The 14,627-nt window shown below is 51.2% G+C and carries 13 protein-coding genes; 3 read left to right on the forward strand and 10 right to left on the reverse strand.

Going from position 1 to position 14,627, the window contains the following annotated elements:
• Positions 1–26: 26 nt before the first annotated feature.
• Positions 27–560: a cytidine deaminase family protein gene (locus JTN23_RS05580; protein WP_247232973.1), complete on the reverse strand. Its 534-nt coding sequence runs from the start codon at positions 558–560 to the stop codon at positions 27–29.
• A gap of 154 nt (positions 561–714) precedes the next feature.
• Here JTN23_RS05580 and JTN23_RS05585 point away from each other — a divergent pair, with 154 nt between their 5' ends.
• From JTN23_RS05585 to JTN23_RS05595, 3 genes are all read left to right on the forward strand, one after another.
• Positions 715–1,143 carry a (4Fe-4S)-binding protein gene (locus JTN23_RS05585; RefSeq protein WP_247232974.1) on the forward strand — a complete coding sequence of 143 codons (429 nt, stop codon included), beginning with the start codon at positions 715–717 and terminating at the stop codon, positions 1,141–1,143.
• Positions 1,144–1,153: 10 nt separating this feature from the next.
• A complete protein-coding gene (locus JTN23_RS05590; protein WP_247232975.1) occupies positions 1,154–1,690 on the forward strand; it encodes a hypothetical protein in 537 nt (178 codons plus the stop codon).
• A 354-nt stretch (positions 1,691–2,044) separates the two neighbouring features.
• On the forward strand, positions 2,045–2,323 hold the full coding sequence (locus JTN23_RS05595) for a hypothetical protein (protein ID WP_247232976.1): 279 nt from the start codon (positions 2,045–2,047) through the stop codon (positions 2,321–2,323).
• A gap of 143 nt (positions 2,324–2,466) precedes the next feature.
• On the opposite strand, the gene JTN23_RS05600 is transcribed toward JTN23_RS05595, so the two are convergent.
• The 9 genes from JTN23_RS05600 to JTN23_RS05640 form a co-directional block, all read right to left on the reverse strand.
• A complete protein-coding gene (locus tag JTN23_RS05600) occupies positions 2,467–3,354 on the reverse strand; it encodes a PIG-L deacetylase family protein (protein ID WP_247232977.1) in 888 nt (295 codons plus the stop codon).
• A gap of 112 nt (positions 3,355–3,466) precedes the next feature.
• Entirely contained in the window at positions 3,467–4,000 is a 534-nt protein-coding gene (locus tag JTN23_RS05605) for a hypothetical protein (protein WP_247232978.1), read from the reverse strand.
• A gap of 66 nt (positions 4,001–4,066) precedes the next feature.
• Positions 4,067–5,110, reverse strand: a complete 1,044-nt coding sequence (locus tag JTN23_RS05610; RefSeq protein WP_247232979.1) for an alpha/beta fold hydrolase — start codon at positions 5,108–5,110, stop codon at positions 4,067–4,069.
• Positions 5,111–5,250: 140 nt separating this feature from the next.
• A complete protein-coding gene (locus JTN23_RS05615) occupies positions 5,251–5,838 on the reverse strand; it encodes a hypothetical protein (protein WP_247232980.1) in 588 nt (195 codons plus the stop codon).
• Between the two features lie 36 nt (positions 5,839–5,874).
• Positions 5,875–6,969, reverse strand: a complete 1,095-nt coding sequence (locus JTN23_RS05620) for an AEC family transporter (protein ID WP_247232981.1) — start codon at positions 6,967–6,969, stop codon at positions 5,875–5,877.
• Between the two features lie 148 nt (positions 6,970–7,117).
• On the reverse strand, positions 7,118–8,302 hold the full coding sequence (locus tag JTN23_RS05625; protein WP_247232982.1) for a pyridoxal phosphate-dependent aminotransferase: 1,185 nt from the start codon (positions 8,300–8,302) through the stop codon (positions 7,118–7,120).
• 177 nt (positions 8,303–8,479) lie between these two features.
• Entirely contained in the window at positions 8,480–8,962 is a 483-nt protein-coding gene (locus JTN23_RS05630) for a hypothetical protein (protein ID WP_247232983.1), read from the reverse strand.
• A 45-nt stretch (positions 8,963–9,007) separates the two neighbouring features.
• A complete protein-coding gene (locus JTN23_RS05635) occupies positions 9,008–10,483 on the reverse strand; it encodes a SusD/RagB family nutrient-binding outer membrane lipoprotein (RefSeq protein WP_247232984.1) in 1,476 nt (491 codons plus the stop codon).
• 41 nt (positions 10,484–10,524) lie between these two features.
• Positions 10,525–13,701, reverse strand: coding sequence for a SusC/RagA family TonB-linked outer membrane protein (locus tag JTN23_RS05640; protein WP_247232985.1), 3,177 nt, complete (start codon positions 13,699–13,701; stop codon positions 10,525–10,527).
• Positions 13,702–14,627 lie beyond the last annotated feature (926 nt).

Consider the following 14,627-nt stretch of genomic DNA (forward strand, 5'->3'; position numbering starts at 1 on the left):
GAGATTTATGTGTAGGGTACCGCTGGCTACCCCCTCAGATCATCCGCGTCGAACTTCACCGGAAGCAGGTTGGATATAGATTCTGACACGATCACTCCCCCATCGGGCTGCATCATCAGGAGGCGGATCGGCTGTCTCTGCCGGTGTTCGTATTCGAGCAGTGACTGTCGGCAGGCCCCGCAGGGGGATACCGGCTTATACTCTTCCTGCTGACCGGGTCCTCCCAGACCGGGTCCATCCCGACCTGGTCCTCCCAGACCAGGTCGGGCTACCACTGCGATGGACTTGATCAGTTTGTCGGGGTAGTTGGCGCCTACCCAGTAGATCACCGACTGCTCCGCACAGGAGCCGGAGGGGAAAGCGGCATTTTCCTGATTGCCGGCCGTAAATACGGTACCGTCTTCGAGCAGGACTGCCGCCCCGACGTGGAAGTTGGAGTAGGGCGCGTAGGACTTTCGGGTGGCCCGACGGGCCGCTTCCATTAATTCTTGTTCAGCCTCGGGGAGTTCTGATTCAGTAGGGTAAGAAGTCAGGCAAATATTCAGTTGGACTTTATTCACGTAAATGCGGATTAGTAGTACATATAAAAGGGATACTTTAACGCTAGACCCTCATTGAATGTTTTGAGAGGCCCGGTTTTGAGAAGGAATGCGGCCCACTTTATGACAATTGCTAACTCGTTGATATATTTAGGTTTGTAAACCCAGACTACTTATGGAAAAAGAAATTACAAAGAAGTACAGTAATGATGAGGTGACGGTAGTATGGCAGCCGCACAAATGTATTCATTCAGAGCGCTGCTTCACGGGCCTTCCAGCCGTCTTTGACCGCATGAAGCGTCCGTGGATCTCTATAGAAGGGGCCGATTCGGAGCAGATCATGGCGCAGATAGATAAATGTCCCTCCGGTGCCCTTTCCTACTACATGAATATTCCCTCGGTAGAGCCCGCAGCAATCGTGAACCACACGGTGGTGGAGGTACTTCCCAAAGGACCGCTACTGGTATACGGAAACCTGAAGGTAAAGGATGCAGCAGGTAAGGAAGTAGAAAGGAGCAAAGTAACTGCCTTTTGCCGTTGCGGCCATTCCCACAATAAGCCTTATTGCGATGGCAGCCACTTGAAAGTTGATTTTGAAGGCTAACTGCTGGACAGTGAAAAAGTACATACTCTGGTGTCTGGGACTCTTGATGGCTTGCTCGGGCGATGCCCCCATTGAACCAACGGTATATGATGTACCGAAGGCGGTAGAAAAGTATGTTCAAAGCTTTGTGGAGGAGGGGCAGAAGAGAGGCGTCACCATAAAGCTGGAAAACCTGATCATAGAGTTCAGATCTACCGGCGCTGGCTCGGGGGATGAATGCGGAAGCTGTACGCGGGCGGTCAACAACGGGCAGCGAAAGATCACGCTGGTTGAGAGTAGTCTGTGCTGGGGAAGCAGCATTGAGCAAAACCGCGAAGCGCTGGTCTTCCATGAACTTGGGCACTGCCTGCTCGGACGCGACCACCGTGATGACTTACTATCCGGTGGCGCCCCGGTCAGTATCATGAACTCCCGGGCCGTTGGCTTCTACGAAGCCTGCGCCTACCCCATAGGCAACGAGGATGAGTGCGATAAACGCTACCGCCGCGCCTACTACCTCGACGAACTCTTCAACGCCAAAACTCCCGCCCCGGACTGGGGTAAGTAACAGGTACAGGGTACCAGCCGACCTGCTCCCCAAGGGATTCTATCCGAATACTGTAATATAAAACCCCATATCAGCTGGGTTTTCTGTCATGAAATACCGCGGGTACTGTGGATGAGTGGATTGCGATTTAGTGCGGAAAAATCAAGGAAAAAGTTGCGGGAAGTATTCTCCTTTTGACTTACATTGACACAGGTACAACCAGCAAATCGGCCGCAGTAGGATCTCAGACTATATTTGGGGCAGGTCAGCAACCGAAGGCCAGCTTTTGAAATTTTCTTTGCAGTTGATCCAACCTGGCGGTACCCAAAGTAACTCTTGTATATACCATTCAACAAACTAACCGTTTCAGCGACCATGAAAACCGTACACTTCTCTATCGACCTCAAATCATTTTTTATCGGTGCTCTTACCCTGGGAGGTATTCTGCTACTCGCCAACTTCACACCGGCCGAGAAAGCCAAACCCGAGTCTGATATAATCGATACCCGCCGTTTCCAGGTTGTAGCTGGTGAAAGGGAGGCTATAATCCTGGATACCCAAACCGGACGGTTTATTGTTTCGCCGGCCTATATCGGGCAACCCCGCTGGGTCAACGGTGATTTTGAAGAACTAGCGAATCGGTCAAAGAAGTAGAGTAACAGTCTATCCGCGGGCTGTGGTGACACAGCCCGCGGAAGGGAAATCCCATTATTTATACTCCTAGCATCAGCGTTTTCCAAAGTTGCATCGATAGTATTAGTGCAGCGGCCACCCCTACAATCATAGCCCCAGTGCCCCTACTTCAGCATCGGAAACAACCGCTTCAGGTCAGCTTCGGTAGGGCGGGCGCCATATTCGCATACTTCGAAGGCTTCGGCGTGCTGTACCTGGGCGGCCTTGTCCTTGCCGTACCATTTTTCCAACGACGCGCGTACCTCAGGAGTGATCTTGACGGCGCGGGTTTCGGCCAGCCATTTTTCCTGATCGGCCTTGTTGGTAGGTACCTGATCCAGAAAGCCAGCGATCCAGGGGAGCCACTCGTAAAACTGTGACTGGTGCGCGTCCATGGCGTGAATTTTCTGCGCGTATACGGGTGTGATATCAACGGCCACATCAGGACGGAACGGGTTAGGCCGCTGGAAGTGGTCCTGGAAGTACAGGAAGATCGGGTTTTTCTTCAACGGAGGCGTTTCGGGGGCTACGTTAGGTACGGCTACCATGTAGGCTGCGTCTTGGACAAGGACGCCCGTGTAGCGGTGGTCGGGGTGATAGTCGTTGGGGCGCGGGGCTATCACTACGTCGGCATTCCACTCACGGATCTTTTTGATGATCTGCAGGCGGGTATTCAGGTCCGGCAGGAGCTGACCGTCGTGGTTATCCAGTACATCGTAGGTCACACCGAAGCGCTTACCGGCTTCTTTGGCTTCGGCCAGCCGGCGTTTGGCCAGAGAGGCTCCCTTGTCGGTCTGGTGGCCGGCGTCGCCGTTGGTAACGGATACGAACTTGACCGCATGTCCCATCGAAGACAGGAGCGCGGCCGTACCACCGCCTTTGATATCACAGTCGTCGGGGTGAGCGCCGATCATGATAATGCGGAGCTTTTCAGAGGCGTTCTGAGCCCATGAAGTTGCTCCGGAACAGAGCGACAGGAAGAGTACGAAAAAGATTGATTTTACTAGATTCATAAAGGTAGTCATTGTAGGGTTAGGTTATTAATATTATATCGTTGCCAACTTAATGCTATAAGCTATTTGATGAGAGTATTAGATAACGGGTTGTTTAGTTATGGCTGTTAGCTTAGATTATCCACATCAATATTTTATTTTTAACATACCACTTGTTGTTGATCTGTTCAACGAAATACAATGAGCCAGAGGATGATTTATTGACGTATAGTATAGCTTTATCGTAATTTTTATTAAATACTATTTTTGAGAAATATATTGAAAAGTGATCTTCTTCCTGACTGACAGCGCTTCTTGGGAGGACTTTGAAGTTAGAGCTCGGCCTAATCTTTTCAGCCTTCAATAATTCCTTTTTGATATTTATTCCTTTAATTCCAAGTATGAAGTCTTTAAAACTACTGTCTCCTTCACAACATTCCTCGAAAAATTTATCATTCTTTTGTACCGAGTAAATCAATATACCTAAGTCAGATTTAAAATCTGAAAGAGTATCATTGACTACTATGTAAGAGGGATATTTCTCTGCCAGATGTCCAAAATTGGAGTCTATTACGCTTTTATAAACATCATATTTTATGCTTTCTAAGCTATCTCCAGAACATGCAAAAGTTAAAAGGATAACAGATAGTAGTAATATTCTTTTCATATTAGTTCTACTGAAATATTTGAAATAAGCAGTAGCTAGCTATTGGAAACGCAGCAATAGTGAACTTCAATCCTCCTCCCTGGCCATAAACCTCCGGGCCTTCGCCTTGATTTTATCCGCTTCGCAGCCATTGGCCAGGTGGCCGCAGTTGCCGGTTAGTTCCAGAACTTCGGCGTTGAGGTCGCGGGCCAGCTGTAGGGCCGAAAGAGGATTAACCATGTGATCCTGTAAGGCTACAATGACAAGTGCCTTGGCTTTGGTATCCCGGATAGCCTGCGTCCGGTTGCGGTCCCGGAATACATCGTGTCCCAGCATGGCCCGTAGCTGAGATGCCCAGTTGAAGGGGTCATTATTTTTGACATATTCGGCTTCTTTGGCCTGCAGGTACTTCTTGTACTCCTGCTCGGTGGGGAGCTTGGTGTGATAGTACTCAGGTGATGTCAGGTGCATTTCGTGCAGAGCTCCGACGGTCTTCATGGCGTCGGTGCTGTACTTGCCGCGTTCCAGTACGGCCAGTTGGGTACCCCACAGAAAGCGGTCATGAGCCGACTGGTCGGGAGTACCTACGATGCTTACTACCTTATCCATCATGGTAGGGTAGGTAAATAGCCACTCGAAGGCTTGCATACCTCCCATAGAAATACCGGCTACGGCGTAGAGGTGGGGGAGTCCCAGGTGCTTCGTGACCAGCTCGTACTCGGCCCGCACCATATCCCGGATCGAGAACTGGGGGAACAGAGCTCCCGGCTGAGCCTTGCTGTTGGAAGGTGAAGAGGAAACGCCGTTGCCGAGTGCATCTACCACAATCGTGAAGAAGCGGGTACTGTCGGCCACCTGATCGGGAGCCGCCATAAATAGCTTGTTTTCGCTTTTCCCCGTAAACCAGGTAGGTACCAGAATGGCGTTGGAGCGGTTGGCGTTGAGCTTTCCGGCGGTGCGGTAGCCGAGGCGGCAGTTTTTGATCACCTGCCCATTTTCGAGCCTGAAGTCCCCGAGGTTATAGTACCGTTGTTGCGGCAGCCGTTGCTGCGGCAGTCGCTGCTGCTGGGCCGGGCTGAGGTGAGTAACTAGTAATGTAATAAGTAGTAGGCAATAGTACTTCAGATGCATGCTCTCTGATGATTATTCTTTCTCTAAAAGAAGTAAGATCCGGTAATACTACTGCCACTATCTAAAATCCGGGTGCAGTAACTAACAAAACAGGAGGCCCATCATGGGCCTCCTGTAGGATTATCAACTACTATCAATCATTATTTTCCCAATACCACTACATTTTCTGCCAGGTAGGTACCCGTTTCGGTAATAAGGTTATAGCCGGTACTCAGCTTGCCGGCATTAACCTGTATCAGGCCTACTTTCCAGGCCGATACGCTCCCCGTAGCCGATTCGTAGCAATACAGTACATCTCCCTTGACCAGTTCCTCTACTCGTTTACGGCCCGCTGTAGTCTGTACCGGGTGACAGGGCGTGGCCTCCAGCAGCAGGGCCGGTACCATTGGCCAGCTGCTGCGACTGGCGGCAAGCTCATCTACCGGGCGCAGGTACAGTTGCGTGAGGGCGGTACCTATATTTTCCAGTTTATCAACCTGCTGCACCAGCGTCGTCGTGATCTGATCATTGGCATAGGTTATCACGGTATCACCGGCTTGTACGGCCGAGATTGACTTCGTCCTTCCGTTCGCCATCTTGACCGACACGTGCTCCGGCAGGCAGTGTAACTCCAGCTGATCCGGTGCTTTCGAAGCCGTATCTGCGGACATGAACCGAGGCTGCTCTGCCTGAGCCCATGCGCCCAGATAAAGCAGAGCCGCCAGCAAGGTAAGGGTGAAGGTACGCATGGCGCTAGTCACGATTAGTTTAGGTTAATTAATATATTATGCTTTTGAAAGCCTTAGGTAGGCCTTGCTCACCATACCTGGTACTGCGGCTGCCGCTATCAGAGCCAGTCCGCTGAACAGCAGGATGACCGGGTTGGCAAAGAACGTACCGGTAGAAAGGATTCCCAAAATAAGCAGGGTAGAGAAAGGTAGCGAGAAAGCCAGCATCAGTACGGCTAGTTCCATGTCAAAGGTACGCTTCTCCTTGGGCAGTGCCTTGGCTTCTTCCTTAGCATGAAAAGCTGAGATGTGTGCCAGCGGCCAGAAACTGGCCGAGCTGAGCGGCACTACTATGGCCAGCAGCATCATAGAAGGCTCCGTAATATGGAACACGTAGATCATACCCGAGCTGATGATCATGGTAATACCGGCGCGGAAAAGCAGGATTGAAGACACCAGGCCTTTTTTGCCATCCTTGAGTTGTACAGCCAGTCCGATAAATATCAGTACCAAAGGTGTCATCAGGGCGCTGGTCTTATCAAAGATGTCGGTTATTACGGCCGGCAGGGTACCATAGTTGATATTTACGCTCAATAGTATAATAGCTATGATGATCAGGAGGTTGATAGGTTCCTGAACCATGCTCAGTAGCAGGCTCTTGATCTTTCCTCCCGTGTTGGTTTCTTCGTCCGTACTGTTCTTGAGGAACATGTTCATGGCCAGCAGGTACAGGGTAATCAGCACAAAAAACTTGTTACCTACGTCGGCCAGGGCAGCAATAGCAAGGCTCTTTTCTCCCAAAAATTCGGCAATAAACGGAAAGCAGGACAGTCCGGGTGCCAGGGAGGGAATGAGCATCATCAGGGTGCGGCCTGTTGAACTGTTTTTTTCAATACCGAAAAGAGAAAACGCAAGAGGTCCGGAAAAGTACATCAGGAAGTTAAATACCAACGTAACCAGCGGTATGATGAAAAGGGTGGAGTCCATTTCAATCTTCATCAGCGAGATAAAGATCGTAGAGGGCAGCGCCACCGAAAGTACAATCTCCTTGATACCATTGGTTTGTTCTTTATTCTTAAACTTTGATCTAAGTACCAGACCCAAAGTAATCAGCAGCAATAAAGTTATGGTTTTTTGTAAGGCATCGCTCATAGTTGAAATGAGTTAAAGGGGTACTGGAGTATTGAATAAGCAGAGTTTGTTATTCAATAGAATAGGTTAGCAGAAGTAGTAAGCGAAGCCAGCAGGCCAGTGACCTCTGGCTTCGCTTGTGAAAGAGCCTGCGTGCAGGCTCCGCAGGTTAGCTCAGTTGGCCCAGGGCGCCAACAAACATCTTCATTTCGTCCATCGTACCGATACTCACACGACACCAGGTCTTGCCCACGATGTCGAACGCCCGTACGCCTACTCCTTTGCTTGCCATCCTGGTCAGGAGGTCTTTACCGGTTATGCTTACCGGGAAGATCACGAAGTTGGTATAGGACGGGATGTACTTGTAGCCCATCTTGTCGAGGTTGTCGTACAGGTACAGCTTGGCTTCGTGGTTGAGCTTACGGCTCTTGGTCTGGAACTCCGCGTCGTCCAGGCTGGCGTTGGCTGCCGCGATAGAGGTATAGGCGATACCCATACCGCCACGGGTGATTTTCTGGATCTGATCCAGGGTAGAAGGCAGGGCAGCAATGTATCCTACCCGCAAGCCGGCCATACCCATGATCTTAGAGAAGGTACGGGCTACGATTACGTTCTTCTTCTTAGCCAGCAGCGATACCATACTTTCGGTGTTGGCACCTACGGCCAGCTCCAGGTACGCCTCATCTACGAATACAGGTACCTTCTCCGATACGCGTGAGCAGAAGTCGAGCAGGTCCTTACCGGCGGTGATGCTACCTACGGGGTTGTTGGGGTTACACACGTACACCAGCTTGGTATCTTTATCAATGGCCGCTTCCATGGCCTTCAGGTCGTGTGACCAGTCCTCTTTACAGGGGATAGCCTTCCAGGTAGCACCGGTTGATTTGGCTACGTTGATCAGCGACATGTAGGTAGGGTCAGCCGATACTACGTTTCCTCCGTTGGCAAACAGTACCAGGGCTACTTTCTCCAGCAGGTCCGATGAGCCGGGGCCCATCATGATATGGTCAGGAGTTACGCCTTCTTTCTTGGCTATCTTGGCCATCAGGTCCGTCAGTTCTTTCCAGGCGTAGCGGTTACCACCCTCCACCGACTCAGCCACGGCCTTACGTGCCGACATCGGAGGGCCGTAGGGGTTTTCGTTGGCATTAAGCTTCGCCAGGATCTTGGGTGCTACCTTCTCGTCCAGGAAGTACTCCCGTACCATAGGACTGCGGAAGATACGGTTCTCAGGGTCCAGGCTGAGGGGCATATTGGAGAAGGCGCCCATGCTCAGGTGTGGTGCTGCCACCAAGCCACCCAGTGTCATAAGGCCTGACTTTAACAGATTACGGCGATCGATTTTCTGATCCATAGTAATGAAGATTTGTTAGGTTTTACAATAGTTAGTAGTGAATAGCACTCGGGTACGTACTCAGGTATGCGTATGTGGAACGGGTTGAAAGAAGGTGTCATACCGGCAGCAGGGCTATCTCAATGGGCTGAAAGCAGAGTAGAGATATTTGAGTGCCGGTATGACAGGATTTAGATATTACTTGGCCTGAATCTGTGACAGGCGGGTAAAGGCGATGCCCTTATGGGTGCCCGACCAGGAGATCTTCACCGTGTTGCCAGCTTTGGGGGCGGTTAAGCCCAGTTCAGCCCAGGTTTTTTCCAGGGTTACTTCACCGTTGGCATTGGAGGTAACCTCGCCCAGTGCAGCGCCGGTACGCAGCGTAATCTTCATTGGTATGTTGGCTACGGGAATGGAATCAATGCCTTTGGTATGGTCAAGAATGTTGGTCTTATCCAGTTCGAGCAGGCGGGCTTTCAGGACTACTTTGGCATCGGCAGCCGGATAGGTTACCGTAGGCTCAGCCGCCAGGGGAGCACCGAAGGGAGCTCCTACGATATCTACCAGTACCGGGGCTACCACCCGATCCACGAAGGGGTCTTCTACCTTACAGGAAGTAGCAACCAATGCGATGGCGAAGGCACAACCCAGAGTTGAAAGGTATGATATAGTCTTTTTCATAATCTTGATCATTAACTGTGAATTAGATACTGTTTACTACCTGCCTTACTCAGCCCACCAGAGCTTAGTCTTCATGTCGTTGGCACCACCGTTGATCTTCAAAGCCGCCTCTACATTGGCCTGGTTCAGCGAGAACTCCGAGTTGGGGTACACAAAGCGGGTAGGTAGTACGCCATCGTTGGCGAATACGGCGCGGCTGTCAGCCGCGGGGAATACCGGGAATCCAGTACGGCGCTTTTCGGTCCAGGCTTCGATGCCTTGTCCGAACAGGGCGATCCACTTCTGCTCCAGCACCTTCTCTTTGGTCACCGCTCCTACTTTGGTCAGGTAGTCGGCCGGTACCGTGAGGCTGTACTGGTTGAAGGAAGCTTCGATGCCTTTTTCGAAGTACCCTTTGGCATCGCCGGTGATATCACCATCCAGAGCGGCTTCGGCCAGGATGAAGTTCAGTTCCGCAAAGGTCATGATCACCTCCGGAGCGTCGGCCCGTACGAAGTAGTTACCGATGGTGGAGCTGGTAGCTAGGTAAGCCGTGGCAACCGCGTCGGGTAGTCCGTTGGGGTGTCCCTGGTACTTACCGTCCTTGTTGGGGTTGGCAAATACCGTGATACGGGTATCACCCAGGGCGTTCAGCTTGTCGGCCAGCGTTGAGCTGATGTTCCAGTCGGTACGACCATCCTGTACCATTACCTGGTGCCACTCGTTGTTGCTTGGCAGTACGGTAGTACACTTTAGCAGGGCATTATCCGCGTTGCTGGAAAAGATGGGGTACTTGGTCGGGTCACCCAAGATCTCTGCCATGATCGCCCGTGACTCGGTAGGCTTCTTGGCGGCCTGGCGGTTGGCCAGACGCAGGCGCAGAGAGTTGGCAAACTTTTTCCACTTCATGATATCGCCGCCGTACAGGATGTCACCCGAGATGGACGGCCCCGAAGTACTTAGTTTTTCGTTCGCCAGTTTCAGGTCGTTGAGCATACCCGCATACACCTGCTCCATAGAGTCATACTTAGGTGTGTAGATGGGCGATTCGCTGGTACCCGACAGCGCCTCCGAGTAGGGGATAGCCCCGTACATGTCGGTCAGCAGCGAGAATACCCACGTACGCATCACCAGCGCTACGCCTTCGTAGTTGGCGTTGGGGCTTTTACCATTGGGCCCCGACTGTACAATGATCCGCTGGAAGTTGAGCAGGCCGTCGTTAAAGAAGCCTTTCCAGTTGTTGGATACCAGACCCGGCGACACTTCGTAGTTATCTCCCTCGTTGGAGTAGATGTTGCGGGTGAAGTGCTGCACGTACAGCTCAGCGGCATCGATGTTGATCCGCTCAAAGCGGGTGCGGTGTCCCCAGTAGCGATCCACGGAAGCTTCAATACCGGTAGGAAGCAGGTACTGCGATCCGATGGAGGTAGGGCTGTTGGGGTCAGTATTCATGGCGTCGAAGCTATCAGTACAGCTGCTGATCGTCAGCAGGCTGGCCAGCGCCATGGCCCAGAGGGTTTTATAGTTGGTTATGCTTTTCATCGGTAAAGTCTTTAAATGCTGGCGATACATCAGTCTTTCAATTAGAAGGAGAAGGAGAGGTTCATACCCAGGCTGCGTGAGCTGGGGAGTTCGCCGTATCCAAATCCCTGCGCGTTGCCACCCTTGGAGTCAAACTCGGGGTCCACATGGGGCGTATTCTTGAAGATCATCAGGACATTGCGGCCGACCAGAGATACCTTGGCTGACTGCAGGTGGATCTTCTTGAGTAGAGCAGACGGAATGTTATAGCCTAGTGAAAGCTCACGCAGTTTTACGTAGCTGGCGTCAAAGATGCCCGCTTCGTGGTAGTTGCGTGGGTTATTGAAGCCGTACAGCTGGTTGGCTGTTACGATGATGTCGTTAGATACATAGCTCACATTTCCGTCAGCACCGGTGATCGCACGTACACCTTGTCCGATTACCCCTTCCTCACGACCCAGGGCTGTTTCGGCGTACTGGCCGGTCCAGCGACCGGTACCGGTACCTTCGTCATAGATATCACCACCCATACGTACGTCTACCAGTGCGGTCAGGGTAAGTCCTTTGTAGCTGAATGTGTTCAGCAGACCGCCGGTCCAGTCGGGCTGGATGTTACCCAGGATCTGCTGGGTGGCCTGGCGTATAGGCAGACCATTGTCACCGTACACAACCTGTCCGTCCGGACTACGCTGGAATGCCACTCCGTAGAAGGTACCGTAGGGCTGTCCTACGCGGGCTTCCATAGTCATACCGCGCTGCGAAGCCAGGATGTAGGTAGTGAGGCCTTCGGCCAGCTCTTCCACCTTATTGCGGTTGCGGGCAAAGTTCATCGATACATCCCAGGTGAAGCCGTTATCGAGCTTCAGAGGAGTACCCGACAGGCTGATCTCTAGCCCTTTGTTGGTGATCTGTCCGGCGTTCAGGATACGACGGTCGTAGCCACTGGCTTTCGAGATCTCAACACCCAGGATCTGGTTGCGGGTAGTCTGCTCATAGTAGGTTACATCCAGACCCACTTTGCCACGCAGGAAGCGCAGGTCGGCTCCGAATTCAAGTCCGGTTGTGATCTCAGGCTTCAGACCTGAGTTGGCGATGGAGATGCTCTCGGCAAATTTGGGAAGTGAACCATTCCATGATCCCGAAGAGGTAAAGGTTTGGGCCAACTGGTACGGATCGGCATCATTACCTACCTGAGCGTAGCTGGCGCGAACCTTACCGAAGGTCAGGATGTCGCTCTGTACGTTGAGCAGGTCAGTGACTACGGCGCTGAGTGAGGCCGATGGGTAGAAGTACGAGCGGGCATTGCTGGGCAGGGTACTTGACCAGTCGTTACGGGCAGTCAGGTCCAGGAACACCATGTTGCGCCAGCCAAAGTTAGCCGCAGCGAACAAGCTCTGTACTTTTGACTTTTGGATCATGCTTTCGATCGTATTCCGGCTGGGTACTGAGTTACCCGCGTTGTAAATACCATCTACCACCATTTCACCTACGTTGAAGTAGTTACGCTTGTAGTAGTTGGTCCGGTCGATACCACCTACCTGAATGTTCGTGCTGATATCCGGGATGAGCTCCTTATTGAAGGTCAGGATAAAGTCGTGGTTGGTCTCCTGACGGCGCAGTACTTCTTCGTTGAAGCTACCGGGTGTACGGTTACCGTTTCTGACCCGGTCAAAGTTGGTTACGTTGATGCGGGTATCGCTCCACACGTCGGTACCTGAGCGTACCATCAGGCTGAGCGAAGGCAGGATCTTGTAGTTAAGGGCGATGTTACCCAGCAGACGGTCCTTGTCGTTACCGTACGGCAACTTGCGGGCCGTGTAGTACGGGTTGGTAAAGAAGGTGTGCTGCCAGTTTGGTGGACTGTTATCGGCGGGTTTACCAGCCAGGGCGCGCTGAATGTGTACGTCCTGGTAGTCTTCGTAGTTGCGGATCTGCTCCCACGACGTGTGGCGATGGGCCCAGATAAACTGCTGACCCGAGGTAAAGCTACGGTTGGTAGCACCCGACTTAATATATTCACCAGCTACGGTTACGCTCAGATTCTTGGTCAGGTTGTAGCCCGAGTTGAGGCGGAAGTTGGTACGGTGGAAGTCGTTGTAGTACATGATACCCTTCTGATCCACGCGGGCCAGCGACATCCGGAAGAAGCCTTTGTCATTGCCACCTGACAAGGCCAGGCTATTGTTGATCGTCTGACCGGTAGCCCAGTACTCTTCCCAGTTATTAGGCTGAGGCGTAAGTGGAGCTACTTCGGTACCCGACCACCAGTGGCGCACCAGACGTCCGTCCATAGGGGCTCCCCAGCTTTCGTCGGTACCTTCTGAGCCAGCCAGTGGGTACTTGGAGTCATATACCGCGCGGTACTGCTGCGCTTCGAGAGGATCAGTGATAGAGCCACTCCATCCGTCGGTATACCAGGTGCGGTAGCCATTACCACCGCCGTAGGTGTTCTGGAAGTTGGGCTTGATCCAGGGGCGCTCAAAGGTTACGTTGGAGTTGAAGTCAACCCCCAGGCCTTTGGTACCCTGTCCGGTTTTGGTAGTAATCAGGATTACCCCGTTAGCTGCACGCGATCCGTAAAGAGCCGCCGCGTTGGGTCCTTTCAGTACCGACATCTCTTTGATGTCATCGGGATTTATTTCGGAGATACCACCACCCATCTGGTTGCTGCCGCTCTGCTGCATGGGTACTCCATCTATAACTACCAGGGGCTGGTTATTGCCTGAAACCGACGACGCACCGCGGATTTGAATGGTAGAGCCACTACCCGGACCCCCGTTGGACTGAATACGCAGACCGGCGATTTTGCCCGAAAGTCCGTTGGCTACGTTGGTAGAGCGTGATTCGGTGAGGCTGCTTCCTTTTATTTCCTGTACGGTATAACCCAGTGCTTTTTTCTCGCGCTCAATACCAAAGGCCGTTACTACTACCTCAGCCAGCTGACGGGTATCGGCGTTCAGTTTTATATCAAAATTTGTTTTACCACCAATAGGTACTTCCTGCGACAGGTACCCTACAAATGAAAAAACGAGTATGCCGTCATCAGGGACGGTAATTTTGAAGTTTCCATCAGCGTCAGTGTTGGTACCGACATTGGTGCCCTTGAAAATAACAGAAGCACCCGGAAGGCCGAGTCCATCCTCGGCGGCTGTAATTTTACCAGTCAGCTGGCGCACCTGGGCCATGCTCAATGTAGAACAAAGACAGCCCCATATCAAAACGAGTAGAGTTTTTCTCATGGGAAGTTTCCGGTTAATGAATGATTAGGTTAGTAGATCGAGAACAGGCATTCAAAAAGGTTATGGCTGCGACAGATTGACACGTTCATGGGCCGCACACACTGGCGTGCAACCGCCACAGCCATAATCCTACTAGTTTGCTTTTCCGGAAAGCAATACCCTCTTGCGAGGACGATCAGCGCGGTAGAGCAGACCTTTGGGACAAAGAATCCCCTGCGTCAACGAAAGCTGTTCGTCCACGTTTTCAGGCTCTGGATGTTTGAGTTATTAATGTTTTTCTAAATAAGATTCGGATACGCTGGTAGGGTGATTTTCCCATTCATTCTGCCTTGCAAAATGATACTCACGTTCCGACTCTTTTTTATCTGCGAATGCTTCAAGTGCGGCTGGAAACATCCGTTGGTCTAGGAGTCGATTATCTTAAATGACATATCAAAGATATTGTTAAAATGATATGATGCAAAATTATAGAGCGGAAATTTTCAATTTTTTGCAATAAAAAGTGGTAGTTAAATAATTAGCCGAAATTAAATTGTATTTAATCTATAATAACTTTTGTAAAACCCACTGATAGGGCAAATTATTGTAAGCTGCTTTGCTTGAGAGATCTGAGCGCAGGCGTTCGTTATTTCTTTAGTTATTACTATAAAAGGTTTGATAAGTCATGAAAAAGGCTGTTACAGAGCCTGTTATGGTCACTCTATCAATAGTTGGTTAGGACGGGGTGTCATCTATGGGCAGGTTCTTATGGAGATGGAGCTACTAAGAGTAGTACAGGTGTGAATTTTTGGAGTAATGGCCTATAAAATTGCAGACAGGTCGAAAGTAAGTTTATCTTTTAATGTATATAGATGAAATAATGAGCGAAAAGATGAAAATAGGTTTATTTCAAAACAGGTACGTAGGTAATGTTTAACTATAAATAG

Origin of the sequence: Telluribacter roseus (genome assembly GCF_017355915.2) — a bacterium.
In the GTDB taxonomy this organism is placed as follows: Bacteria; Bacteroidota; Bacteroidia; order Cytophagales; family Spirosomataceae; genus Telluribacter.

Bases quoted from the DNA above. Each gene is read 5' to 3' on its own strand.
- JTN23_RS05585 (WP_247232974.1), top strand. From the start codon at position 715: ATGGAAAAAGAAATTACAAAGAAGTACAGTAATGATGAGGTGACGGTA.
- JTN23_RS05595 (WP_247232976.1), top strand. From the start codon at position 2,045: ATGAAAACCGTACACTTCTCTATCGACCTCAAATCATTTTTTATCGGT.
- JTN23_RS05600 (WP_247232977.1), bottom strand. From the start codon at position 3,354: ATGAATCTAGTAAAATCAATCTTTTTCGTACTCTTCCTGTCGCTCTGT.
- JTN23_RS05605 (WP_247232978.1), bottom strand. From the start codon at position 4,000: ATGAAAAGAATATTACTACTATCTGTTATCCTTTTAACTTTTGCATGT.
- JTN23_RS05610 (WP_247232979.1), bottom strand. From the start codon at position 5,110: ATGCATCTGAAGTACTATTGCCTACTACTTATTACATTACTAGTTACT.
- JTN23_RS05615 (WP_247232980.1), bottom strand. From the start codon at position 5,838: ATGCGTACCTTCACCCTTACCTTGCTGGCGGCTCTGCTTTATCTGGGC.
- JTN23_RS05620 (WP_247232981.1), bottom strand. From the start codon at position 6,969: ATGAGCGATGCCTTACAAAAAACCATAACTTTATTGCTGCTGATTACT.
- JTN23_RS05625 (WP_247232982.1), bottom strand. From the start codon at position 8,302: ATGGATCAGAAAATCGATCGCCGTAATCTGTTAAAGTCAGGCCTTATG.
- JTN23_RS05630 (WP_247232983.1), bottom strand. From the start codon at position 8,962: ATGAAAAAGACTATATCATACCTTTCAACTCTGGGTTGTGCCTTCGCC.
- JTN23_RS05635 (WP_247232984.1), bottom strand. From the start codon at position 10,483: ATGAAAAGCATAACCAACTATAAAACCCTCTGGGCCATGGCGCTGGCC.
- JTN23_RS05640 (WP_247232985.1), bottom strand. From the start codon at position 13,701: ATGAGAAAAACTCTACTCGTTTTGATATGGGGCTGTCTTTGTTCTACA.